The organism is Paenibacillus montaniterrae (genome assembly GCF_018403185.1).
Classification (GTDB): Bacteria; Bacillota; Bacilli; order Paenibacillales; family Paenibacillaceae; genus Pristimantibacillus; species Pristimantibacillus montaniterrae.
The window spans coordinates 512,122-536,198 of the sequence record NZ_BOSE01000003.1; the positions used below are offsets into that span (position 1 = coordinate 512,122).

Sequence of the window (24,077 nt, forward strand, 5' to 3'; positions counted from 1 at the left end):
TATATAAAAAGGGTGGAGAAAGAACATGAAAAAAAGCTTGTCTATGATTGTTATGCTTATCGTTTTGACCATGGTCATTGCAGCATGCGGCAACAGCAACAGCGCTAACAACGGCACTGCCAATAATGGCTCAGCTAACAATGGCGCCAACAATAGCGCTGCCAACAGCGGCGCTGCAAATCAAAATAATACAGAGGATAACAATGCCTCTGGCACGATCAAAGTTTCCCATCAGCTGGGTGAAACAGATGTTCCACTGAACCCAGGCAAGGTTGTTGTATTTGACTTTGGTGTACTTGATACGCTTGATCGTTTAGGCGTTGAGGCGGTAACTGCTGTACCTCAGGACAGCCTGCCATCTTATTTGAGCAAATACGCTGGCTCTGAATATGCAAATGCTGGCGGCTTGAAGGAGCCTGATTTTGAAACAATCGACGGTGTTGAGCCGGATCTGATTATTATTTCTGGTCGCCAATCTGATTCCTATGAAGAGTTTACGAAAATCGCGCCAACGATTTTTATGGGCGTAGATACTGCGAATTACATGGAATCGTTCACTAGCAATGTAGAAACTTTAGCACAAATTTTCGGTAAAGAGACAGAAGCTGCGGCTGAGCTTGAAAAAATTAATACAGTAATCGAAAATGTAAAAGCTGAAGTAGCGAAATCCGATAAAAAAGGTCTTATCCTGCTTTCTAATGAAGGCAAAATTAGCGCCTACGGCCCAGGCTCTCGCTTCGGACTCATTCATGATGTGCTAGGCGTTCCTGCGGTTGACGAAGGTCTTGAGGTTTCAACTCATGGTAATGAAGTAACGTTTGAATATGTTGCCGAGAAAAATCCAGGATACTTGTTTGTCATTGACCGTACAGCTGCAGTAGGTGGCGAAGGCAATGCTTCCTCTACGCTTGACAATGAGTTTGTAAAAACGACGGATGCTTTCAAAGACGGCAAAATTGCCTACCTTGATCCAGAATACTGGTATCTATCTGGCGGCGGTCTAGTATCTGTTGAAAAAATGGTTACAGATATCGAAGCTGCTTTGAAATAATCACCTTTAACTTTGCTGCTATTGGCTGCTCTCTTTTCGTTCATTGAACGTGGAGAGCAGCTTGTTTGCGTTTAAACGGGCTGTTGGCACAAGGAATAACTGGATTTATCTCAAATTTTCGGGTTTTTGAAGCGGGATTTTGTCCATACTTTTATGTAGAGTATTTTTTACATAAAAAGGAGACTAGCATTATGACAGCAGGAGAATTTTTCAAACGTCTGTTTTTTATTACGATTGGGGCGATGCTAATGGGGATTGCTCTTGAGAAATTTCTCGTTCCATATGAAATTATTGATGGCGGAATAGCTGGCATTTCCATAATGCTGTCGCACTTAACACCGCTTCCTCTAAGCGTGCTTCTGTTTATTCTAAATTTCCCATTTCTTATTTTTGGCTATAAGCAATTGGGCAAAACCTTTGCCTTCTCAACACTTTACGGTATTGCGGTGCTGTCGTTAACTACGGCATTTCTGCACCATTCTGGCCCTTTTCCAGACGATAAGCTGCTCGCTGTGCTGTTTGGCGGCATGCTGCTCGGTATGGGGGTTGGACTCGTTATTCGCTTCGGTGGCTGCTTGGACGGCATCGAGGTGATTTCAATTCTAATTTCTAAAAGGATCAAAGCTTCTGTTGGAACGATTATAATGGTGTTCAACGTTATTATCTTTATTATTGCCGGCTTTGTTTTTGAGTGGAGCTCTGCGATGTATTCGATCGTTACGTACTACCTGGCTAGCAAGGTGATTGACATTGTCGTGGAAGGCTTGAATGAATCAAAATCGGTTACAATTATTTCGCCAAAGTATGAAGAAATATCCCAGGATATCGTAGACAAGCTTGGACGGACCACGACATTGATGCATGCAACAGGCGGCTTCTCAGGGCAGGAGGTTAAGGTCATCTATTGTGTTGTTTCCCGCATTGAGTTGTCCAAGCTTAAGTCAATAGTTCAGCTAAAGGATGCCAAAGCTTTTATCGCAATCGAATCGGTGGCTGATGTGATCGGAGGTAGCTTTTCACGGCAAAGCGTGCATTAGGAGTTGTGGTCTTTGACGAAGATGATGAAGCCTAGTGCAAGCAGCATGCCGCCAGCTGCGACAAAGAACAGCGACGAATAGCCCAACTTATCCATAAACAGTCCCATAAGCGGTGGCGAGGATAGCGCCGCCAGCGAGGATGCGATGTAGTAGATACCTGTACGCGTGCCGATACTGCTTTGCTTGCCAAGCGAGATCACGTAAGGATAGGAATTAATGTTAATAAGCGCCCAGCAAACTCCGCCAAGCAGCAGCAGTGTACGCAATGTCGTCATATCGTTGACGAAGGATATGATGACAAACAGAATCATCAAGCCAATAATACCAAAGCAAATCACCTGCTTTTTCCCTAGCTTGGCGCCTAAATAGCCTGCAGGAATCGCAGCGGCGACAAAGGCAACAGAGAAGAAAGCGAGCGACATCGATGCTTGCGAGTCGGATAAACTAAGCTCCTCCGTGGCGTATAAAGTAAACAGCGCCTCAATTCCTTGATAGGAAAAAAACCAAAAATAAATCGCTCCGAGCAGCAAAATTGTAGGAAGCGTCCATTCGAGCGTATAAGGCTTAAGCTCTCGCTTGGCAGCGGCCAGCAATGTGTGTGGGCGACCCCAAACTCTTGTAGGCTGTTGCTCGATGCCAGGCTGCTTGTCAATCGTCGCTTTGGCAGCTGGCACATATTCCAGCGCATCGCGCCGCTCGCGAATAAAGAGCATCAGAATACACAGGCTTATTAGCGTTAGCGCCGAGGATGTAAAGAAAGGCAGTGCAATATGCTGATCATACAGCTTGGAGCCCACTGTAAAGGCGAGAATTGAGCCTAGCCCGCCCATCAGATTAATGATGCCATTAGCCTGCGTTCGCTTATGCGGTGGCGTAATATCGGGCATTAGCGCGACGGTCGGAGAACGATAAAGGCTCATCGACAGGTTCATCAGCACCATAAATGTAATAAGCAGCGAGTAGCTGGTATGCAATGGAATAAGGGCGCCAAACAGCGCAGCAAGCGGCATTCCAACGATCAAATAAGGCATTCGCTTGCCGAATTTGGTATCGGTTTTATCGCTTTTTCGGCCGATAAACGGCTGCAGAAATAAGCCGAAGTAATTGTCCAGCGTCATCATAAAGCCAATTATCGCAGCGCTATCCAAATACTTTTTCAGAAATAGCGGAACGAAGGCGTTGTATAACGCCCAGACGAGGCTAATGCTAAAAAAGCCGAAGCCAAGCAGCCAAGTTTTTTTCATAGTTTCATTCCTTTCCGGAAATGATTGACTGAAGACGATCCGGGTAATCCGTAATAATGCCCGCAACGCCAGCTGCTAGCAGAGCCTTCATTTCTTGCGGCTCATTTACCGTCCATACATTATAAATGATGCCATTTGCTTTCGCTTCTGCCACCCATTCTGCGGTAACGGCATATTTCGGCGCATGCAGCGCGTTAGCACCAACCGTTGCAGCGTAATCCCAAGGACGGTATAAGCCCTCCATATACAAAATGCCAGTTGCAATATAAGGGTTAATCGCTTTGCACTGCGCCAAGGAATAGTGGTTGAAATTTGAAATGATGCATTGTTGGTCCAGCTGATGCTGCCTGATTTTTTCTATCACCTTGCGCTCTATGTCCGGGTAAAGGACAACTCCGCTTTTAATTTCAATATTAAGCATGATTTGCTCGCGTTTAACCAGCTCCATTAATTGATCGAGAGTAGGGACGCGTTCTCCAGTAAATTCGTTACTAAACCAGGCGCCGGCATCGAGCTTTTGCAGCTCGGCCAATGTCGTATCTTTAACCAGCTTATCTACCCCTGTTGTTCGGTACAGGCTTTCATCGTGGATGAGCACCAGCTCTCCATCCGCAGTCATTTGAACATCGGTCTCAATTCCTGTAGCGCCCAGCTCTACGGCGCGCTGAAAAGCAGCCATCGTATTTTCAGGACAGTATCCGCTTGCACCACGATGTGCGTAGTTAATGATCATATCAGGTTCTCCCTTACATTTTAAAATATGGTAGCTGCCTCGATCGTATCATACAACCTGAGCCGGGCATAGTAATTTTTTTGTTAAATGTAAGGGGTTACAATACGCGGTTTTACAAGCTTTGCTGCGCTGTCAGCATTACAATCTTATCCACTCAGACGTATTAGTTTAATTTAAATGGTAAGGCTAGTTAGTGGAGGGATAGATATGACAGAAATTTTACTTATTATCGGAAGAACAATAATTTCGATGGCGTTAATGTTTTTCCTTACTAAGCTGCTGGGGAAGAGGCAATTATCACAGATTTCATTATTCGGCTACATATCGGGGATCAGTATAGGTAATATCGCCGCATATATTGCATTAGAAGGCCAGGACATGTGGATATTTGCAATCGTATCGCTTATAGTTTGGGTACTCGTTACCGTTCTGCTTGAGCATTTAACGTTAAAAAGCAAAAAAATGCGAGGCTACATCGACAGTAACCGAAGAGTTTTAATTAAAAATGGGATCGTGCAGAAGGAAGCGATGGCTAAGGAAAACTTTACGGTCGAGGAGCTGCTGGAGCAGTTGCGAGGTAAGGAAGTGCATCGTATAGCCGATATCGAAAATGCTTCAATCGAAGCAAACGGGAAGGTCAGCGTCTTCTTGAAGGCGGAGCATAAGCCTTTGACGCCCGCAATGCTGGGCTTTCCAATCCAGCGTGAGCAAGAACCGATTACTGTTGTGATCGATGGCTCAGCCGAGCTGGATACGATGCAGAAAAACGGCGTTGATTTAAACTGGCTGAACAAGCAGCTGGACAAGGCAAACCTGAAGATCGAGGAAGTGCTAATTGCACAGTACATCAAGGATAAAGAAATGACCATCCATACCCTTGATGAGCGATTTATTGAGCTTAATATGTCCGACGAAAGCAGCTCAACTCAGTTGACGAATACCCAGCTGGAGCAGTTGAAGTTAAGTTTGTTGCAGGCGATAGCCATAATAGAACAGCAATCAAAAAAATCCTCTTAGCGGTGGTCAAAAAGCAGGACTTTGATGACGATGTTACTTCTCTGGAGCGTATTCGACGGCGAATCTTGAACGCTAGCGCAAACTGCGGTGCTCACGTAGCTTTTTGCCTACGCTGCGCTCCTCGTTTTCTACTAGCGTCCAAGCTTCTTGGTCCTGAAAGCCCTGCTTTTTGACTTCATTGGAAAGCGGTGGTCAAAAAGCAGGACTTTGATGACGATGTTACTTCTCTGGAGCGTATTCGACGGCGAATATAGCATTCATCGGGAGCCTGCGGTGCTCACGTACCAAAACCGTACGCTGCGCTCCTCATTCCCTAGCTTCATGCTATCTTCTTGGTCCTGAAAGCCCTGATTTTTGACTTCATTGAATGAGGTGGTCAAAAAGCTGGGTTTCGATGAAGATACTGCTTTTTTGTAGCTTAGTCGACGGCGATTTTTATGCTTTGGGGGTATGTTTTCTTCGTGCACGATATCGTGCACTATATTAAATAGAAGAAATATTATCGCAATCATTGCTGATTGCGATAATATTTCAATGAGTTGGGCATGATTTTGCCGTTGAAGAATTGGTGATTGATCAGGATGTTGAACTGATCAAGATACGGCTCAAGCGACTCGCCGCCCCAAGCAACCTGGGCGAATTCGTCCATGTAGTACATAAATTCCTTGTTCGCCGATATATGCACTTCTTTAATGGAAGGCTGCAACGTTTTGACCGATTCGGTTACGGTTCTTACAAAACGATCGGACAGCTGCGACGTATCGTTGACTGTTAAGAAAAATCGAAACGGGTTGTTGTGAATCGAGTTTTCAGCCGTATATGGGATTTGATTGGTGCCCGCCTCGCGTTCTCCACTTGGCTTGGACTTGAGCATCCCTTGACCTGAATTGTCAAGGACCAATGCGACATAGGCATGCTGGTCAGCCGTAAATACTCGTGCATCCGCCACGCCACGAACGGAGCTGACGTGATTGGACAACTCGCTGCTGTAGCTGGCTGATTTGATTTCATGCGGCAGCTTGTCTGGCTTCTCATTTACCCCAAGCGCGTTAAGCTGTTGCTGCTGCTGTTGCTCATGCTTTTTTGCCTTTAGGCTGCCGTAATCGGAACCGCGAAGCGGCTTGGTATAACGTGACATCTCGTATTTAATTCCTTGGCTGCAGCCAGAGGCGAGAGCAGCTATGACGATAATGAGCAATATCGCTTTAATTTTCTTCATTGCGAACACCCCTAAACCATGTTGTGTATAATCCATTATTACTGCTTGACAACGGTAAGCTAAGCTGAAGCTTGGCTCGTTGTTTACTATTCATCCTCTGATTTTTGTGGCTAAAATATGCATGGTAAAACGATACATAAGCTGCTGCCTTATTTGGCAATGCTATATAGGGCAGAACATTGCGAAAAACGATTGCATGAAACGCCAAGAATGTTCAAAGGCGACAGGTTACATTTGATTTTGACAGCTTTGAGAACAATTTGTGAACTTCCTGTGGAACATTGACAAAAGGTTGCCACAACTTTATATTTAATAAAGTGATTTGATGCAGGATTTGTAAAATCATCTTTGTTACACGCAGCAGGCTGTTGGCCACATAGAGGACTGCTGTGAAAACGTCAAAAGTGGGGTTGATTATTAATGAAACGGTGGCAATTTGTGAAACGCCTTGCGCCTTTAATGGCCCTTCTGGTGCTCGTGCTGTCAGCTTGTGGAAGAGAAGATTTGTCAGCGCTTAATCCTCAAGGTCCTGTTGCGCAAGAACAACTTGGCTTGATGAAAATTTCGATCTTGATCATGTCCATAGTTGTTGTGGTTGTGTTTGCGATTTCAATCTACGTATTGATCAAATTCCGCAGACGCAAAGGGGATGAAAAAATCCCTAAACAAGTAGAGGGAAGCCATAAGCTAGAGGTGATCTGGACAGTAATTCCTATTATCTTACTAGTTATTCTAGCTATTCCTACATTGAAAACGGTGTTTTCTCTATCCAAGGACTATTCAGAGGATCCGAATGCATTGCAGGTTATCGTTACAGCTCATCAATACTGGTGGGAGTTTGAATACCCTGAGCTAGGTATTAAAACTGCACAAGAGCTTGTCATCCCGACTGATCGAGTGATTTCGATTGAAGCGAAAACTGCAGACGTGCTTCACTCTTTCTGGATTCCGTCACTAGCAGGTAAAATTGATACAAATCCTGACGGCAACGTTAACAGAATGTACTTTGAAGCACCAAAAGCGGGTGTATATCAAGGTAAATGTGCGGAGCTATGCGGACCTTCCCATGGTTTGATGGACTTCAAAGTTAAAGCGGTAGAACCATCTTCATTTGATCGTTGGCAAGTTGCGATGCTGGATACAGTAGAGCTGCCAAGTGATCCTGAGCTGGCTCAAGTATTTGAAAGCCAGTGCTTGACTTGTCATGCTGTTGGAGAATATGGCGGTAGCACGTTCCCTAACTTGACAGGTATCGCCTCTCGTGAAAGCGTAGCTGGTATTTTGATCAACGTCGAAGAAGGCGAGAAGGAATACAAGCACGAGGACACAGTGTATAACAACCTGTACAAATGGATTAAAGATCCTAAGGCCGTGAAGCCGGGCAACCATATGACAGATCAATATACACTAACTGATGAAGAGGTTGCTGGAATTGCTGAATACTTGTCTACGTTAACGCTTGACTATGAATAATCTCAATCAACAGTGAAGGAGGTAGCTACCTTGGCACATGCACATGCGCATGCGGTTAAACGTCGTACTGGAATTATGGATTGGCTTACGACGGTAGACCACAAGAAAATAGGTATTATGTATTTGCTTGCAGGAGGATTTTTCTTCCTAATTGGTGGCTTAGAAGCGATCTTGATTCGCTTGCAACTAATGTTTCCTCAATCAGAAGTTGTATCAGCTCAATTTTATAATGAATTGATTACGATGCACGGTACAACGATGATTTTCCTGGCGGCAATGCCAATTTTGTTCGGTTTCATGAATGCGATTATTCCGCTGCAAATCGGAGCACGAGACGTTGCGTATCCTTTCGTCAACGCTCTGGGCTTCTGGACATTTTTCTTCGGTGGAGTATTGCTGAACATAAGCTTTATCGCAGGCTCTGTACCAGATGCGGGCTGGACGATGTACGCTCCGTTGTCGGGAACTACATACACCGAGCACTTCGGGACAGACTACTATGTAATTGGTTTGCAGATTTCAGGTATCGGTACGCTAATCGGCGGGATTAACTTCCTTGTAACGATTATCAATATGCGTGCGCCTGGCATGACCTTTATGCGTATGCCGATGTTTACATGGGCAACCTTTATTACATCAGCACTAATTTTGTTCGCATTCCCGGCACTTACTGTTGGTCTTGCGGCATTGATGTTCGACCGATTGTTCAGCGGGAATTTCTTTGATCCTTCCGCTGGCGGTAACGTTGTTCTTTGGGAACATATTTTCTGGATTTTCGGTCACCCAGAGGTTTATATTCTAATTCTTCCAGCCTTCGGTATTATTTCTGAGGTTGTAAGTACGTTCTCGCGCAAGCGTCTGTTCGGTTACAGCTCAATGGTATTTGCAACGATTTTGATCGGTTTCCTTGGCTTCATGGTGTGGGCTCACCACATGTTTACAACAGGTCTTGGTCCGATTGCAAACGCCTTATTCTCTGTAGCGACGATGCTGATCGCGGTACCGACAGGTATTAAAATCTTTAACTGGCTGTTTACGATGTGGGGCGGTTCAATCAAGTTTACCGTCGCCAACCTGTTTGCAGTCGGCTTTATTCCAACCTTCGTTATGGGTGGGGTTACCGGGGTTATGCTTTCGGTTGCGCCAGCCGATTACCAGTACCATGATACCTACTTCGTTGTAGCTCACTTCCACTACGTAATCGTTGGTGGTTTGGTGCTTGGTATTTTCGCAGGCTTGCATTACTGGTGGCCGAAAATGTTCGGACGCGTGCTTAGCGAGAAGCTGGGCTACTGGACGTTCTGGACATTCTATATCGGCTTCCATCTAACGTTCTTTGTACAGCACTTCCTGGGTCTGCTTGGTATGCCGCGTCGTATTTGGCAATACCTGGACGGCATGGGCTTCAATACATTGAACTTTATCAGTACAATCGGTGCGTTGCTAATGGGTGTCGGTACGATTCTGTTTATTATCAACATCCTTATTACAATGCGCAAACCTAAAACGGCTGAAAACGATCCATGGAAAGACGGTCGTACGCTGGAGTGGACGATTTCATCTCCTGCACCAGAATACAACTTTGCTCAAACACCTCTAGTACGCGGTTACGATGCTTGGTGGCTAGAGAAAATGGAAGGCAACTCCAAGATGACGCCTGTTGAGCCAATTGGCCCAATTCATATGCCGTCTCCAAGTATTTTGCCATTCTTCATGGGTCTTGGCCTGTTTATTGCAGGATTCGGCTTTATGTATGCAAGAGAATTTGGCGTAGTCAGCCTTGTCATCGGTATTGCGGGCTTGGTGATTACATTCGGTTGTATGGGGCTTCGTTCCTGGATTGATGATCATGGCTTCCATATTGAAGAAGAAGAAATTCTTAAGGATCAGGGGGTTAAGGCATGAGTTCACATTCACATGTAGAAGGTCAATTGCCACATGAGCCGGAACGTGCTACCCTTGAGGGTCGCAATAAAATTACTGGCTTCTGGTTATTCCTTGGTGGCGAAACCGTATTGTTCGGTACGCTGTTTGCGGCATACCTGACACTACGTGGCCAAGTAATGGACGGTCCTACACCGAATGAGCTGTTCGACTTTGCATTGGTCGCTCTTGCAACTGCACTTTTGCTGACCTCCAGCTTAACGAGTGTGTTTGCATTGCAGGCGATGCACAAGCATAATGTTAAAGGCTTAATGGGTTGGTTGATTGTAACTTTGCTGCTTGGTGCAGCCTTCCTTGGATTGGAAATTTACGAGTTCAATCACTATGTTCACCTTGGTCATACATTTGCAGCCAGTGCGTTTTCAACCTCCTTCTATACGTTGGTTGGATTCCACGGCGCGCACGTAGCTTTCGGTTTGCTATGGGTTATCTTGATTCTGCTGCAGCTTAAAAAGCGCGGCCTGAATACTACAACTGCGCCAAAGGTATATGTGTTCGGAATGTATTGGCACTTTATCGACGTCGTATGGGTATTCATCTTTACAGTCGTTTACTTGATGGGAAAGGTGGGTTAATATTATGGCAGCAGCTAACGAACAAACTTCGCATCGTTCAGATGTGAAGACGACAAAGCCAGAAGGCTCGAAAAAGCATATTATCGCTTTTGTCTTCTCCATTCTATTAACATTTATTGCTTTCGCACTTGTAATGGCTGGCGAAATCAACACTGACTTTATCTACATCATGCTTGTGGTGTTAGCGATTATCCAAGTGTTCGTGCAGATGGCATTTTGGATGCATATGAAGGATAAAGGTCATACCTTCGCGATTATTGCCATTTTAAGTGGTGTCGTCGTAGTCTTTACTTGTGTAATTATGGCGCTATTCTGGACGACTTGGTAATTCATGTTATATAAAATTTGGGGAGTCCTGGGTGACTCCCCTTCTTCTATATCGACTTAAATTTGTAATATGGATGCATAAGAAAGGAGCTACATCATGTTAGGCTTGCAATATTTCAGTTTTCAAGCAGTTTGGAGTCCGATGTTTTTGTTTGCCACTATTGCGCTTATCATCGGATATCTGTATGTCGTTGGTCCATGGCGTGAACGGCATTTTCCTATGGAATCGCCAGTTGCGCTTGGCAAAAAGCTGCTCTTCATTACAGCGGCGCTCCTCTACTATTTGGCATATGAAGGTCCACTCAGCTTGCTAGGACATATAATGTTTTCGTTCCATATGACCAATATGGCATTGCTCTATTTAATTGTGCCTCCAATGGTGCTTGCCTCAGTGCCTGGCTATGTATGGAAATTTGCATTTTCCGCATCCTTTTGGCGCAAGCTTAAATTTCTTATGCATCCCATCGTTACGCTCATTTTATTTAACATGATGTTTTCTGTCTATCATATTCCAGTTGTTCACGATTACGTCATGACCAATTTTGTCATTCATCGTTTATACTATTTAGTGATGCTAATCGCTGCTTTTATGATGTGGTGGCATGTTATTACGCCTATTAAAGGCATGGAGCAAATGTCGCATGTAAAACGAATGGCTTACATATTTGCCAACGGTGTGCTGCTAACGCCAGCATGTGCGCTTATTATTTTTTCCAGCGATCCGCTATATGCGGTCTACAATGATCCGCAGGTTTGGGTAAATGCGATGGGCTATTGTGTGCCAGGCGATACCAGCTTCCTGATTAAGAAATTTGAAGGGCCTCAGTTCTTCAGCAGCTTTACGACGCTAGAGGATCAGCAAGCAGGCGGAATCATTATGAAGCTAATCCAAGAGGTTACCTACGGCGTATTGCTTGCCATGGTGTTCCGTGAATGGTTTACCCGCGAGCATAAACAGGAAGCGATTGATGAGCAGCTGCTACAAGATGCACTAGCAATCAAACAAAAATAGTAGAGGTAGTTCAAAATACTGGACTTTGATGACGATGTTATGCGTTGTAGTGGATTCGACGGCGAATCTTGAACGCTAGCGAAAATTCCGGTGCTCACGTAGCAAGTGCCTACGCAGCGCTCCTCATTTTCTACTAGCGTCCAAGCTTCTTGGTCCTGAAAGCCCAGTATTTTGAACTCTCATTGGAAAGCGGTAGTTCAAAATACTGGACTTTGATGACGATGTAGTGCGCTGTAGCGTAGTCGACGGCGAATATGTCACGCTACCGAAAGCTGCGGTGCTCACGTAGCAAGTGCCTACGCAGCGCTCCTCGCTTTCTAGTATCGTGCCATCTTCTTGGTCCTGAAAGCCCAGTATTTTGAACTCTCATTGGAAGCGGAAGTTTAAAATACTGGACTTTGATGACGATGCTGAGCGTTGTAGCGTAGTCGACGTCGAATATGTCACGCTACCGAAAGCTGCGGTGCTCACGTAGCTTGTGCCTACGCTGCGCTCCTCGCTTTCTAGTATCGTGCCATCTTCTTGGTCCTGAAAGCCCAGTATTTTGAACTCTCATTGGAAGGGGAAGTTTAAAAATCGGACTTTGATGACGATGTAGTGCGCTGTAGCATAGTCGACGGCGAATCTTGAACGCTAGCGAAAATTCCGGTGCTCACGTAGCAAGTGCCTACGCTGCGCTCCTCATTTTCTACTAGCGTCCAAGCTTCTTGGTCCTGAAAGCCCAGTATTTTGAACTCTCATTGGAAAGAGGTAGTTCAAAATACTGGACTTTGATGACGATGTAGTGCGCTGTAGCATAGTCGACGGCGAATCTTGAACGCTAGCGACAGCTATGCTTCCGATGTATGTTTCCTGCGGAAACATTTGAGGTGCTCACGTAGCAAGTGCCTACGCTGCGCTCCTCATTTTCTACTAGCGTCCAAGCTTCTTGGACTTGCACTCAACAAAGCTACAGCGGAGGAGCAAAGCATCCGAAAAACGAAGAGGGTCGCCTTTAACATCGTAATGCTACCTTAAAAAAACCAATAAGAGAGCATTACGATTTAAAAAGCGACTGTAGGATGCTTTGCTCCGTAGCGTTGAGGATGCATTGCTCCGGAGCGCTGCTTAGTCTTTTATTCGATTTGACGAAAGAGGGGAAAGCCAGGCATGGGAGATCTTGAATTTGAAATTTTGCCTGCGATTAGTACATTTTTTATTGCATTAAGTGCAGTGCTTGTTGCAATTGGCTGGAAGCAAATTTTAAATAAGAAGCGTGAAGCGCATCAGAAAACGATGTTTTGGGCAGCGGTCACTGCTATTATTTTCTTTATTATTTATGCTTCGCGAACGATTTTTGTCGGCAATACAACCTGGGGCGGGCCAGAGGGCCTTAAGACGTTTTATCTTATTTTTCTGTTCTTCCATATTGTGTTGGCTACGGTTGCTGCGGTTTTTGGCATCACGACGCTTACTTTAGGCTACAGAAAAAAGTATGACAAGCATCGCAAGCTTGGTCGTGTTACTGCAGTGATTTGGTTTATTACGGCGATTACAGGGATTACTGTTTATGTGCTGCTTTACCTGCTATACCCGGGTGGGCATACACAGCCATTTATTGATGCTTTGTTCCGTCAGTAATAGAACAAGAAGACCATTAATTGAACAGGAATAGAATACGCCTGGAGACATTCGGTAGGAATGCGCTCCAGGCGTTTTTGTTTATACTGAAGAAAAGGGAGTTTCGATTCGACAACACCAAAAAAATCTAATTTAACTTTTTAAAAGGGGGTTGACAGTGCATATTGCTGTGTATATACTGTGTATATAGATATAAACAGTATATACACTATAAACAGTATACACAGTGTTTGGAGAAAAGGCAGGAGGAAGGCGCATGAGCTATTGGCAAGGAATTCGTTATCTGATATGGAATGATATCCGCAATGCCAGATGGAAAAACCTGTTTGTGATCGTGCTTGTAGCATACTTAACGTTATTTACTTACAGAGAGCTGGCGGCGATTGTTTCGGATTCAACCAAAGAACCGTACACATTTTTAATCGATTACTTAATCTTAATTATGTTTTCGATCACGGGGCTAACGACTACTCATCTTTACGGCTTTGGCTCGAAAAAGGATTTGCTGAGCGAGCGTTTAGCCTATTGGCGCTCATTACCAATTAAGATCGAGCAAATTGTTTGGTCAAGAGTAGCGGGCGTAACAATATTCAGTTTATTATCGTTAGTCGCCTACTACCTGTTTGTAGGGATCCTGATGAAGCTTGATAGCTTAAGCTTTGAGCTCGTTCCTTACATGCTGCACGGTTTGACGGTATATGCAATTATTTATGTATTCAACCTCATTTATTTGGTAGTCGAAATGAGCTGCACCTATAAGCAGTACATGATTTATTGCTGGATAATCCCGTTTGTTAAGCTTTTAATCGTACTATGCTACACATTAATTTGGAAGTTCTTTTTACTGGAAAGTCTGTTTTATGCCGTACAACGAACTCCGATCATAATGGCTGCAGCGAGCATTATTCTGATTGCAGCGAGCTGCCTGCTCGCTTTTAGAATCATTAATGAAAGAGTAAGAACAAGAAATATACTGAATTAACCACTAAAGAAGGTGATAAGTGAATGCGGCTACCGATCGGAATTAATGAACAGAGTGCGGAGCCACTGTATTACCAGATAGAAGTTCAGCTTCGAGCGCTCATCATTAGTGGGACGTTACAAGCAGGGACATTGCTGCCTTCGATCAGAGAGCTTGCGTCACAGTTGAAATGTAGCGTCATCACCATTAAGCGCGTATATAGCGATCTGGAAGCGGAGGGCTTGCTGCGCACGAAGCAAGGCACAGGAACTTATGTCTCCCACGTTGAAGAGCAATCGCGGGAAGAGCATCGACTCGGGGTTGTGATTGAAGCGATTGATCATTTGATGGAAGCAGCGAAACGCGTTCAATGCTCAAAGCAGGAGCTGGAGCAGCTGCTCGAGGAAAAGCTAAAGCAATATTGAAAGCAAGGGGTGTGGAGTTGAGATGGGAGAGCATGCGATTGCGTTAAACAGCGTCAAGCTGGTGCGTGACCATTTTACATTTGGTCCGCTGGATTTGGAAATTCCAAAAGGCTACGTCACAGCGATAGTAGGGCCAAATGGTTCAGGCAAAAGCACGTTGTTTCGAATGATTATGAATACGATCAAGCCACAGCAAGGCAATATCCATGTGCTTGGCGAACAACTTGGTTATGACAACGATGATGAGCTGAAGCAAAACATCGGACATTTGCCAGAGGAAGCGACAACCTTTGATTACTTTTTGAAGGGCTATGACAAGGCGGCTTTTCATGCCAAATGGTTCCGCGGCTGGAACAACGACACTTACCAGCGTCTGCTATCTAATTTGGCAACGCGAGATGATTTGCAGCTTAAGAAAATGTCGAAAGGGATGCGGCGTAAATTTGACCTGTCGCTAGCGATGGCACATCATCCGAAGCTGCTGCTGCTCGACGAGCCGTCCTCGGGACTTGACCCGATCGCATGGAAAACGATGATCGAAGTGCTGCACCAGTATATGGAGAATGAGGATCACACGATTTTGATGACGACCCATATCGTTGATGAAGTAAAGCGGCTGGCAGATTACATTGTGTTCCTGATTGATGGGCAAGTGTATGGCACCTATGAAAAGGATGAGCTGCTGCAAAGCTGGATGACTTATTTTATCGAGACGCCAGCGCATTCTACAATCGATATTCGTTCTATTCCTGGATATTGTGAACATAAGCTTGTTAGCAATGGATTTTATGAAGTAATTAGCTCAAAGGCGTTTGAAGCGGAGCAATGGCTCGAGCAACAGCAGGTCAATGTACGCAGCAAGCAGCTGTTAGAGCTGGATGAAATATTATTGCAGCATGTTAAAAGAGCAAGACAATTTGCAAAATAATGAAAAGGTGGGAAAGTCGTGAATCCATTAGTAGTGAACAATGTAGTTAAACAGTATGCAGACAAAACCGCAGTAAGCGGCGTGCAGTTTGAGGTATCGAAAGGTGAAATTTATGGCTTGCTCGGCGCGAATGGTGCCGGCAAAACGACAACAATGCGGATGATTTTGGGACTCATTTATCCCGATCAAGGTGAAATTCGTTATAACGGGAAGCCGTACAGCAATGAACTATTAAAAAACATTGGCTACTTGCCAGAGGAACGCGGCTTGTATCCGAAAATTAAAGTAAGCGAGCAGCTTATTTATCTGGCTCAGCTTAAAGGGATGTCCGCCAAGGATGCAGATAAAAGCTTGAAATATTGGCTTGAGCGCTTCGAGGTGCCTGAAAACTACAGCAAGCGTGTTGAGGAGCTGTCCAAAGGTAATCAGCAAAAAATCCAATTCATCTCTGCCGTTATTCATAATCCGCAATTTATTATTATGGATGAGGCGTTCAGCGGACTGGACCCGGTAAACGTAGAGCTGTTGAAGGCAACGGTCAAGGAGCTGCGCGATAATGGAGCGAGTATCGTCTTTTCAACGCACCGCATGGAGCATGTGGAAGAGCTTTGCCGCAACATTACAATTTTGCACCGCTCGAAAGAAGTTATTAAAGGCGGCGTAAAAGAAATCAAGAGCAAATTCCCGAAAGAAAAAGTATTTCTGCAAACGAAGCAAGAGGTTAAAGGGCTTGAGCAGCTTGCCGGCGTAAAAGTAATTCATCGCCATGAGCATGGACTAGAAATTGAAATTGCCGAGGAAAAAGTAGCGTCGCACATTTTGAATCATGCTTTGTCGCAGTCTGAAATTGAGCATTTCCAAGTAAAAGAGCCTACATTAAATGAAATCTTTATTAGATCGGTTGGTGAGCGTAATGAATAATTTTGGTACAGTAGTTCGCTTTACAGTAATGAACAAGCTGAAAGCAAAGCCGTTCATTATTTCTACGATTGTTTTTCTACTTATTATTTCCGTAGTGGTCAATTTGCCTTATATTATTATGCAGTTCCAGGGCGGCGGCTCAGATAAAGTCCAAACGATTGGATATATTCAGGACGGAGCTGCACCTGGTTCAACGACAGCGCAGCAATTGCAGCAATATTTCGAGGCAGTTGAAGGAAGCAGACTACAGTTGAAGTCATTCCCGTCCTCCGGCGATGCAGCAGCAGATGAGAAGACATTAAGAGATGCGCTAAATAATGGCGAGCTTTACAGCTACCTGCAATTTGGTGAAATGACAGATAGCGGCTTCCCGGAAGTCATTGTAAAAAGCGAAAAGCTGTTGGATGATTCAATCTCCAACCAAATCGAAGCAGCTTTGCACATTATTCGTCAATCCAACGTTTTGGCCCAATCTGGCTTAAGTGAGCAGCAATTGAATGAGCTGCAGGCGCCAATCGTTGTCGAAGCAGTACAAATCAAAGGATCGATGTCTGGTGAAGACGGCGATTCAGCAATATCCGCAGCTGAGCAAGGCGTTAATATGGGCATCATTTACTTCCTGATTATCTTCTTGTTCATGGCCGTTATGATTTCTGGTCAAATGATTGCTTCTGAAGTAACAGCAGAAAAAAGCTCGCGTGTTATGGAAGTACTGATTACAAGCGTATCGCCGCTTACCAGCATGTTCGGTAAAATTACAGGGATGTTCCTGATCGTACTGATCCAGCTTGCATCGTATATTGCGGTTGCGTTACTCAACATCAGCCTGCCGCATAACGCTGAAATGCTGCAAGGACTTAGTATTGATCTATCTGTAGTAGATCCGATGCTGATCATTTTCGCAATTCTTTACTTCTTGTTTGGCTTCTTCTTGTTCGCAACGCTGTATGCAGCACTTGGCTCAATTGTGAGCAGAACAGAGGACCTTGGCTCAGCAGTAATGCCGATGACATTCATCTCGCTAGCTGGATTTTACATTGCAATCTTCAGTATTGCGACGCCAGACAGCATGCTAGTCAAAATTTGCAGCCACATTCCATTGTTCTCGCCATTCGTCATGATATTGCGAGCTGGCTTGACCAATATCCCAACCTGGGAAGTGTTTGTATCACTAGGCATTCTCGTTGTTACGATCTACCTGGCAGTCGTATTCTCAGCTAAAATTTATCGCACTGGCGTACTGATGTACGGCAAGCGCCCTAGCTTCAAAGAGCTGCGCAAAGCGATGAAGGCATACAAGATTTAACAAATTAGAAAAGGATGATGGCAAGTTGGAACAATTTTTGCAGCAGTTGCAAGACTCTAATCCGATATTACAATTCCTTGGGGTTATGCTTGTAGGAATGATCCCGTTTCTCGAAGGATACTTTGCAGTGCCTATAGGGATTGCGGTCGGATTCCCTGCAGTGATGACGATCATAGCAGCAATCGTCGGAAACTGGATTTCGGTTATGGTTGTTATCCTGGCTAGTGATCGTGTTAGGCAGTGGCTGCAAAGCAGAAAACCGTCTGAACGTAAACAAGAAAAGCACAATAAACGTCTAGAACGTGGGCAGAAGCTATTCCAAAAGTACGGTGTTCCCGGCGTGTCTCTTCTAGGTCCTTTGTTGATCGGAGACCATATCGCGGCTTTAGTTTGTATCGCAGCGGGTGCGTCGAAACGCTATGTGATAATTTGGCAGACGATTGCCATAGTAGTATGGGCTGTTGGAACGGGGATTCTGGTGCTGTTAGGATTAAATGCTCTAAAGTAATTCCACTCCCAAGGAAACAGAAGAGAACCCTAGATTCATTGCTAGCATGGATAATTTGCAGTAGCATTTGCTCAAAGTTTGCATTAAAACGAGGATTAGTCATCGGTAATCTCTTCTACGAGGTGTCGATGACTTTTCCTTTTTAATTTTGCGAACTTAATTGTATGTTATCGGAACGTTTTTACGCTTCATAGCCATAATACGTTATAAATTCTCATCTGATAGTTTTCGCTGCAACACCTACATTTTCTTTGATGATAGCTTCTTCAATCATATGTTGAATTTTACGTTTGAAAGCTTCAACATCAGGCATAGCGTTGCGTTCTACTTTTACGATAAACGACTTTACAGCTACAAAGAGACTCACTTTTATACGTACGACATACTTCAAAATACTTCATTCGCACGCTCTTTTAATACATGTTCGACACCGTCTAGAATAATCTCAACTCGTTCCTTGCTTTCTGGATTAGCGCTTGCGACAACCTGTTATGATACCACCTGCTGCCCTGATGCTACACTTTTTACGCCTTTTCCATTATTGACGGATAAACGTCACTCTTGTTTTCCACTACCCTCATCTGCTGCTTCAGTAATTCCTGAAAAGCATGAATCGATTCGCTACGTTTCCTTCATCGCTGTATTACCTCTATTTATTGAGAATATAATCTGTAAATTGGATCTTTACAAACTCTTTATTTTGTTGTAGTTGTTAATAGATGGATATTTTATTTGCACTAAGTACACTTATTTCTCATTAAAGCTTTTAAATCTAAATAAGGAGATTGTTATGAAGAAAAAAGTTGCCTTTATTTTTGTTCTAGTATTTTTTGTGATCTGTTTTGCTCAAATTGCTTCGGCGAATACGAGTATAAAAGAATTTGGTAAAGAGGTAGATTTAATTTTTGAGGGCAAGTCTTTCGATTTCGATAATGGAAATCTTCGTGACTTTAATGGAACGTTAATGGTGCCATTACGAGAACTCGCTTCATATATGGGAGTGACAGTAAAAAAGACTTCTGCCAATACGGTTACTGCAACAAAACATGATACTAGCATTGAATTTACAATTAACAGTAAAATAGTTAAGTTAAATAAAAAAAATGTAACTCTATCTTTAGCACCTACGGTAGTAGATGGTGTCACCTACGTGCCTCTTAAATTTCTCACCGATGCATTTGAATATAAGGTAACTTATAACCGATATATAGGTGAAGCAGTAGTTGTAAATAATATCTCTAAGATAAAGCCTGTAGTGTTAACGTCTCAAGATTACGAAATCGAATATTATGACGACGAATATTACAAGGAAAAAATAAATAGCTTGGGCTATTATTATGGACTAATCATATATGAGGATTACTACAAAACAAAATATCCAAATGCAGTTTACTATAAAGGGTTTAAATTAAAAGGAATTGGGCGAGAGAATGGAATTAATATGGATGATATATATAGAGATCAATATTATTCTAGCTTATATGAAAGGAGTGAAACTTTAGATTTCACAAAGGATTGGGATCCGATCAAAAGATATTATATTTGGGATTCAGCAGATGTAAATAATGGGAATACCAAAACAACTGATCAACATATAGACCATTACATCGCATTCTACGATAGTAATTACAAATTCATTGATCTAGTTCTAATCCCAATTGAGGTACCAAAAGAAAAACTACATACAGGCTTTACGTTCAGTAATCCTGACTATAATTCAAATTCACCATTGAAAACTGCACCTACGGTGTTAGATAAATTTTCGATTTCATCTTTGCCAAGCCTTAAATGGGATTATGTTGCTAATGATTATTTTCCTAAATATATAACTTACCGGAACAATGTGACTTTAACAACCAATTATACTAGTGGCACTTTTAATAGCGATAAAAATCATTATATTACTACGGTATCAAGGGAAAATTGGGAAAAACTCAATAAACAAACAATTAAATTTGATTTTTTAGAGGGATTAGAAGTGAATTTTTCTGTTAAGATAACTTCTCCTGATTATCGTTTTAGCGCTTACGAAAATTCTATCAAGACAGAATCACTTTATTTTGACGAAAAAGCAATAACGGGTAAAGAGTATAAACTAATTTTTGATCCTTATACAACTACACGTATTGAAATTAATGTTGAAATGTATAATCCTGAAACCTATATAACAAATAAATATCAGTTTATTATTGATAAAAATCATTTTACTGCAGATTTATTTTACTTAAATGAAAATTCTTTTAGACTCATTGAACCTCTACTGCCAAATGATATAGTCTCTATTACAATCCCTGCTTCACTTACATCGAATAAAAAGCCTATATACATTAATTTTAAATACGGAACTAACCCCAAAGCATTTTACGAATTTAAAAATTATACTAATGCAAAAGTGATACTTGATACACCTAATCAAACGAGTAACATTATAATAAGAATAAAACGTGGAGATCGATATCTGTACGATACTATCTACAAATATGACACGCATCTGCTTCCTGTTATTGATGGTTCAAAATATAAAATAACTTTTAATCAGTATGATCAAGAATGGTTAGTTAAAAATAGATTTGAGGGTGGATTTGTCGCTCTATATGCGGGTATAGCTGACCTTTCAGCAATACCTAAGGCTAAATACGGTAAGGAGACATATGATTTTGTTAGATCAAGAGGCAGACAACCATCTTATACTGATTATCTTAGACACGATGAAAAATTCCCTATCAATAATGTACTCTATATATATGGCAATGCCTATCCTAGATTAGAGTATTTTAGATATCGAGTAAATGATGTATATTTCGTTCTGTATGATGAAGAAAAATTCCCGGTGGCATTTCTTAATGCAAAGATAACATTAAAAGAAGGTTACGTGCATAAAATTCTTACTTTTCTTGATTAAAAGAATAACTAAAATCAATACAAAGAGGTTGGGACATAACCAGTCTCTAAATTAAGCAATGACGGTGAAATCGCCAAGATTTCACCGTCATTGTTTTTTGGTTTACCATTGGGAGTGAAAATCTACGCCCTCCTTACATATTGTCTTAGATTTACTGCCATTCCCCTTGTGTTTGAGGGTACGGTTGTCTCTCGTCTCTGCTTTGGTACAGTCTAATCGAAAGGGACAGCCTCTGTATAATCCTCACATTCATATACATTAAAGTTTCGCTGAAAGCCTGTTTAACCTTGTGATAGGTATGCCTAACGAACTTGACCTGCTTCCTCATTCGGACAAGTATAACCGTCCTCTTTCGTATCATATGCCCGTTACTCGGTTAAATCGACAGACTCCCATTCTTCATATAATCGTCTTTCACACGCATAATGGTGGCATCACAATCCGTTTTGGAAAAACTATTGCGTGCTCCTAAAATCTTACGCTGATTCTCATAGTTTTGCTTACGTTTAAGCCATTCACGCACTTTCTTAGGGTGCTCTTTTGGTACTTTACGCTCACGACGATGTTGTTTTCGCTCAACCGGAGTCGTGGATTTATTTATGTTTTCAGTGCAACCTTTTCAAGTTTCTCCACGACTTGTCCAAGTTCTTTAACAGAAAGTTCATCTTCACGTTCTCGCTCTATTTCAGGCAGAATATGCGCTACAAATAGTTCCGTGCACAATTGATTTGGACTGTTCGATTAACCGAGCATGGTGCTTTTCCACTGCCCTCTTCCACACAAACTGAAACTTATTCGCATTCGCTTCAATCTTAGTGCCATCGATAAAGACCGCTTCTTGTTTAATGAGCTTTTCTTAACAAGCTGATAACGAAATTGCACAAAGGCATTGGTGAATTGTTTCGAAAATCTGTAAAGTGGCTTCAAAATTTAACCCAATTTCAAAATTCTTTTATATACGATGGTTGGAACACTTTAGTATATTTTAGTCCATTAGCACCAGTGAATAAATAAATTGCAGAATCGTGTGACTGAAAAGCAGAATCGCTACTACCTTGGCAACGTCAACTGCAATACACTAAATATGAATAGTTATGAGGGAGAGGTTATTACGATGGAGAAGCTATGTCCACCAAGCCTTGAGGTTCATATGTCGTGGTGGGGGATGACGGGGCTAGCAGGAAACGGTCAGGAGCTATCTTTGGAACAACGATTCGAGTTGATAGCAGAGGCAGGTTTTGATGGAATAAATGGTTTTATACCTTCCCCTGAGGATGAAGGCAAATGGAATCAACTGCTTGACTATTATGGATTAAAATTAAGCGTTAATACCTATCCAAGAACTCCTGAGGATATGGTCGAGTTCTTGCAACGTGCCAAGCAATATGGGCGGATTCAGCATATTAATGTTCAGGTCATGACTCCATTTGTGATTGGCGAAAAAGCTGTTGAATTGCTGCGTGAACTTGATAAATTATCTGCTGCAGCTGGAATTCCTGCTTATGTTGAGACGCATCGCGGAACCATTACACAAGATTTGCTGCGTACGATCTCTTACATAGAATCACTGGAAACTTTACGGCTTACGATCGATCTGTCGCATTATGTGGTAGCCGGCGAAATGCATACTATCAGTGAAGAAACGGAATCTCATATCCAGAAATTGCTCCCGCGTACTTCGGCAATCCATTCGAGAGTGTCGAACGGTGAGCAGATTCAGGTAGATGTTGGTGCCCGAGGCGAACATGCGATGCTACAGCATTTCGAACGCTGGTGGCATAGCGGCATGAGACATTGGTGCGACTCTGCTAGTCAAGGGGATATTTTTCCGTTTGTTGTGGAACTAGGGCCTCCACCATATGCGATTACGACTGACGAAAATGGGGATCGTAGGCGCGAAATAAGTGACCGCTGGGAGCAGTCGTTGTTCTTCATGAGAATGGCCCGACGTATTTGGACAGAGGTTAACAGCAATTATTGAATCCTTGTTGGTTGAATTATGTCATTTTGTTCAATGTGATGTAACGAATATCTGCTGATGTCAAGCCTCGGCTTGTTTTCATTGTCGCCTTTTTTTACGAGCAGTAATCAGGAAAATTAACTCCTGATTGCTGCTCGTTTTTGCTTTGGCTAATAAGTTGTAAATTTAATAGAAATTCTTACAACTTGTTTACAAGTTGTACGGGAGTTGGTTACATATATCCTCTATACTAAAGGAAGTTCATAGAGGATGTTCAAAAAGCAGGACTTTGATGACGATGTAACTTCTCTGTTGCGGATTCGACGTCGAATCTTGAACGCTAGCGAAAATTCCGGTGCTCACGTAGGTCTATCTACGCTGCGCTCCTCATTTTCTACTAGCGTCCAAGCTTCTTGGTCCTGAAAGCCCTGCTTTTTGAACCTCGATTGGAAGAGGAAGTTCAAAAAGCAGGACTTTGATGACGATGCGGCTTCTTTGTAGTCTAGTCGACGTCGAATCTTGAACGCTAGCGAAAACTGCGGTGCTCACGTAGCATTTTGCCTACGCTGCGCTCCTCATTTTCTACTAGCGTCCAAGCTTCTTGGTCCTGAAAGCCCTGCTTTTTGAACCTCGATTGGAAGAGGAAGTTCAAAAAGCAGGACTTTGATGACGATGTTATGCGTTGTAGTGGATTCGACGGCGAATCTTGAACGCTAGCGAAAATTCCGGTGCTCACGTAGCAAGTGCCTACGCAGCGCTCCTCATTTTCTACTAGCGTCCAAGCTTCTTGGTCCTGAAAGCCCTGCTTTTTGAACCTCGATTGGAAGAGGAAATTCAAAAAGCAGGACTTTGATGACGATGTAACTTCTCTGTTGCGGAGTCGACGGCGAATATGTCACGCTACCGAAAACTGC

General features: G+C 43.0%; 21 protein-coding genes. 17 read left to right on the top strand and 4 right to left on the bottom strand.

What is annotated here, in order from left to right:
• Positions 1 to 25 precede the first annotated feature (25 nt).
• Together KJS52_RS11265 and KJS52_RS11270 are read left to right on the top strand one after the other, a co-directional pair.
• Positions 26 to 1,051 carry a siderophore ABC transporter substrate-binding protein gene (locus KJS52_RS11265; protein WP_213515005.1) on the top strand — a complete coding sequence of 342 codons (1,026 nt, stop codon included), beginning with the start codon at positions 26 to 28 and terminating at the stop codon, positions 1,049 to 1,051.
• A 191-nt stretch (positions 1,052 to 1,242) separates the two neighbouring features.
• Positions 1,243 to 2,088, top strand: coding sequence for a YitT family protein (locus KJS52_RS11270; protein ID WP_213515006.1), 846 nt, complete (start codon positions 1,243 to 1,245; stop codon positions 2,086 to 2,088).
• Here KJS52_RS11270 and KJS52_RS11275 read toward each other — a convergent pair.
• Both KJS52_RS11275 and KJS52_RS11280 read right to left on the bottom strand, forming a co-directional pair.
• Positions 2,085 to 3,332 (bottom strand): MFS transporter, encoded by a 1,248-nt coding sequence (locus tag KJS52_RS11275; RefSeq protein ID WP_213515007.1) that lies wholly within the window; start codon positions 3,330 to 3,332, stop codon positions 2,085 to 2,087. The genes KJS52_RS11270 and KJS52_RS11275 overlap by 4 nt on opposite strands.
• 4 nt (positions 3,333 to 3,336) lie before the next feature.
• Positions 3,337 to 4,065, bottom strand: coding sequence for a glycerophosphodiester phosphodiesterase (locus tag KJS52_RS11280; protein ID WP_213515009.1), 729 nt, complete (start codon positions 4,063 to 4,065; stop codon positions 3,337 to 3,339).
• Positions 4,066 to 4,272: 207 nt separating this feature from the next.
• Here KJS52_RS11280 and KJS52_RS11285 point away from each other — a divergent pair, with 207 nt between their 5' ends.
• Positions 4,273 to 5,082 carry a DUF421 domain-containing protein gene (locus tag KJS52_RS11285; RefSeq protein ID WP_213515011.1) on the top strand — a complete coding sequence of 270 codons (810 nt, stop codon included), beginning with the start codon at positions 4,273 to 4,275 and terminating at the stop codon, positions 5,080 to 5,082.
• A 508-nt stretch (positions 5,083 to 5,590) separates the two neighbouring features.
• Here KJS52_RS11285 and KJS52_RS11290 read toward each other — a convergent pair.
• A complete protein-coding gene (locus KJS52_RS11290; RefSeq protein WP_213515013.1) occupies positions 5,591 to 6,301 on the bottom strand; it encodes a hypothetical protein in 711 nt (236 codons plus the stop codon).
• A 420-nt stretch (positions 6,302 to 6,721) separates the two neighbouring features.
• Here KJS52_RS11290 and coxB point away from each other — a divergent pair, with 420 nt between their 5' ends.
• From coxB to KJS52_RS11350, 12 genes are all read left to right on the top strand, one after another.
• On the top strand, positions 6,722 to 7,774 hold the full coding sequence (gene coxB, locus KJS52_RS11295; protein ID WP_213515015.1) for a cytochrome c oxidase subunit II: 1,053 nt from the start codon (positions 6,722 to 6,724) through the stop codon (positions 7,772 to 7,774).
• 75 nt (positions 7,775 to 7,849) lie between these two features.
• Positions 7,850 to 9,679, top strand: a complete 1,830-nt coding sequence (gene ctaD, locus KJS52_RS11300; RefSeq protein WP_213515189.1) for a cytochrome c oxidase subunit I — start codon at positions 7,850 to 7,852, stop codon at positions 9,677 to 9,679.
• Positions 9,676 to 10,293, top strand: a complete 618-nt coding sequence (locus tag KJS52_RS11305; RefSeq protein WP_213515017.1) for a cytochrome c oxidase subunit 3 — start codon at positions 9,676 to 9,678, stop codon at positions 10,291 to 10,293. Before ctaD ends, KJS52_RS11305 begins: the two co-directional genes overlap by 4 nt.
• Positions 10,294 to 10,297: 4 nt before the next feature.
• On the top strand, positions 10,298 to 10,621 hold the full coding sequence (locus KJS52_RS11310) for a cytochrome C oxidase subunit IV family protein (protein WP_213515019.1): 324 nt from the start codon (positions 10,298 to 10,300) through the stop codon (positions 10,619 to 10,621).
• 96 nt (positions 10,622 to 10,717) lie between these two features.
• Positions 10,718 to 11,632, top strand: coding sequence for a cytochrome c oxidase assembly factor CtaG (ctaG, locus tag KJS52_RS11315; protein WP_213515021.1), 915 nt, complete (start codon positions 10,718 to 10,720; stop codon positions 11,630 to 11,632).
• A 1,149-nt stretch (positions 11,633 to 12,781) separates the two neighbouring features.
• Positions 12,782 to 13,252 carry a DUF420 domain-containing protein gene (locus KJS52_RS11320; protein WP_213515023.1) on the top strand — a complete coding sequence of 157 codons (471 nt, stop codon included), beginning with the start codon at positions 12,782 to 12,784 and terminating at the stop codon, positions 13,250 to 13,252.
• A gap of 256 nt (positions 13,253 to 13,508) precedes the next feature.
• On the top strand, positions 13,509 to 14,234 hold the full coding sequence (locus KJS52_RS11325; protein WP_213515024.1) for a hypothetical protein: 726 nt from the start codon (positions 13,509 to 13,511) through the stop codon (positions 14,232 to 14,234).
• Positions 14,235 to 14,257: 23 nt separating this feature from the next.
• Positions 14,258 to 14,638: a GntR family transcriptional regulator gene (locus KJS52_RS11330; protein WP_213515026.1), complete on the top strand. Its 381-nt coding sequence runs from the start codon at positions 14,258 to 14,260 to the stop codon at positions 14,636 to 14,638.
• A gap of 22 nt (positions 14,639 to 14,660) precedes the next feature.
• A complete protein-coding gene (locus KJS52_RS11335) occupies positions 14,661 to 15,566 on the top strand; it encodes an ABC transporter ATP-binding protein (RefSeq protein WP_213515028.1) in 906 nt (301 codons plus the stop codon).
• 18 nt (positions 15,567 to 15,584) lie between these two features.
• A complete protein-coding gene (locus KJS52_RS11340; RefSeq protein ID WP_213515030.1) occupies positions 15,585 to 16,487 on the top strand; it encodes an ABC transporter ATP-binding protein in 903 nt (300 codons plus the stop codon).
• The gene (locus tag KJS52_RS11345) at positions 16,447 to 17,793 is read left to right on the top strand and encodes an ABC transporter permease (RefSeq protein WP_246563430.1); all 1,347 of its coding nucleotides are present in this window, start codon (positions 16,447 to 16,449) and stop codon (positions 17,791 to 17,793) included. Before KJS52_RS11340 ends, KJS52_RS11345 begins: the two co-directional genes overlap by 41 nt.
• Before the next feature lie 25 nt (positions 17,794 to 17,818).
• Positions 17,819 to 18,301 carry a small multi-drug export protein gene (locus tag KJS52_RS11350; protein ID WP_213515032.1) on the top strand — a complete coding sequence of 161 codons (483 nt, stop codon included), beginning with the start codon at positions 17,819 to 17,821 and terminating at the stop codon, positions 18,299 to 18,301.
• Positions 18,302 to 18,515: 214 nt separating this feature from the next.
• Here the strand turns inward: KJS52_RS11350 and KJS52_RS11355 are convergent, their stop codons facing one another.
• Positions 18,516 to 18,692 carry a hypothetical protein gene (locus KJS52_RS11355; RefSeq protein ID WP_213515034.1) on the bottom strand — a complete coding sequence of 59 codons (177 nt, stop codon included), beginning with the start codon at positions 18,690 to 18,692 and terminating at the stop codon, positions 18,516 to 18,518.
• Between the two features lie 399 nt (positions 18,693 to 19,091).
• On the opposite strand from KJS52_RS11355, the gene KJS52_RS11360 reads away from it, so the two are divergent.
• Positions 19,092 to 21,203 (top strand): copper amine oxidase N-terminal domain-containing protein, encoded by a 2,112-nt coding sequence (locus KJS52_RS11360; protein ID WP_213515036.1) that lies wholly within the window; start codon positions 19,092 to 19,094, stop codon positions 21,201 to 21,203.
• A gap of 1,084 nt (positions 21,204 to 22,287) precedes the next feature.
• A complete protein-coding gene (locus tag KJS52_RS11365; RefSeq protein WP_246563433.1) occupies positions 22,288 to 23,184 on the top strand; it encodes a sugar phosphate isomerase/epimerase family protein in 897 nt (298 codons plus the stop codon).
• Positions 23,185 to 24,077 lie beyond the last annotated feature (893 nt).

Coding starts and splice junctions, on each gene's coding strand:
- KJS52_RS11280 (WP_213515009.1), bottom strand. CDS start 4,065: ATGATCATTAACTACGCACATCGTGGTGCAAGCGGATACTGTCCTGAA.
- KJS52_RS11275 (WP_213515007.1), bottom strand. CDS start 3,332: ATGAAAAAAACTTGGCTGCTTGGCTTCGGCTTTTTTAGCATTAGCCTC.
- KJS52_RS11325 (WP_213515024.1), top strand. CDS start 13,509: ATGAGCTATTGGCAAGGAATTCGTTATCTGATATGGAATGATATCCGC.
- coxB (WP_213515015.1), top strand. CDS start 6,722: ATGAAACGGTGGCAATTTGTGAAACGCCTTGCGCCTTTAATGGCCCTT.
- KJS52_RS11270 (WP_213515006.1), top strand. CDS start 1,243: ATGACAGCAGGAGAATTTTTCAAACGTCTGTTTTTTATTACGATTGGG.
- KJS52_RS11345 (WP_246563430.1), top strand. CDS start 16,447: ATGAAATCTTTATTAGATCGGTTGGTGAGCGTAATGAATAATTTTGGT.
- ctaG (WP_213515021.1), top strand. CDS start 10,718: ATGTTAGGCTTGCAATATTTCAGTTTTCAAGCAGTTTGGAGTCCGATG.
- KJS52_RS11335 (WP_213515028.1), top strand. CDS start 14,661: ATGGGAGAGCATGCGATTGCGTTAAACAGCGTCAAGCTGGTGCGTGAC.
- KJS52_RS11285 (WP_213515011.1), top strand. CDS start 4,273: ATGACAGAAATTTTACTTATTATCGGAAGAACAATAATTTCGATGGCG.
- KJS52_RS11330 (WP_213515026.1), top strand. CDS start 14,258: ATGCGGCTACCGATCGGAATTAATGAACAGAGTGCGGAGCCACTGTAT.
- ctaD (WP_213515189.1), top strand. CDS start 7,850: ATGGATTGGCTTACGACGGTAGACCACAAGAAAATAGGTATTATGTAT.
- KJS52_RS11310 (WP_213515019.1), top strand. CDS start 10,298: ATGGCAGCAGCTAACGAACAAACTTCGCATCGTTCAGATGTGAAGACG.
- KJS52_RS11365 (WP_246563433.1), top strand. CDS start 22,288: ATGAATAGTTATGAGGGAGAGGTTATTACGATGGAGAAGCTATGTCCA.
- KJS52_RS11265 (WP_213515005.1), top strand. CDS start 26: ATGAAAAAAAGCTTGTCTATGATTGTTATGCTTATCGTTTTGACCATG.
- KJS52_RS11290 (WP_213515013.1), bottom strand. CDS start 6,301: ATGAAGAAAATTAAAGCGATATTGCTCATTATCGTCATAGCTGCTCTC.
- KJS52_RS11320 (WP_213515023.1), top strand. CDS start 12,782: ATGGGAGATCTTGAATTTGAAATTTTGCCTGCGATTAGTACATTTTTT.
- KJS52_RS11360 (WP_213515036.1), top strand. CDS start 19,092: ATGAAGAAAAAAGTTGCCTTTATTTTTGTTCTAGTATTTTTTGTGATC.
- KJS52_RS11305 (WP_213515017.1), top strand. CDS start 9,676: ATGAGTTCACATTCACATGTAGAAGGTCAATTGCCACATGAGCCGGAA.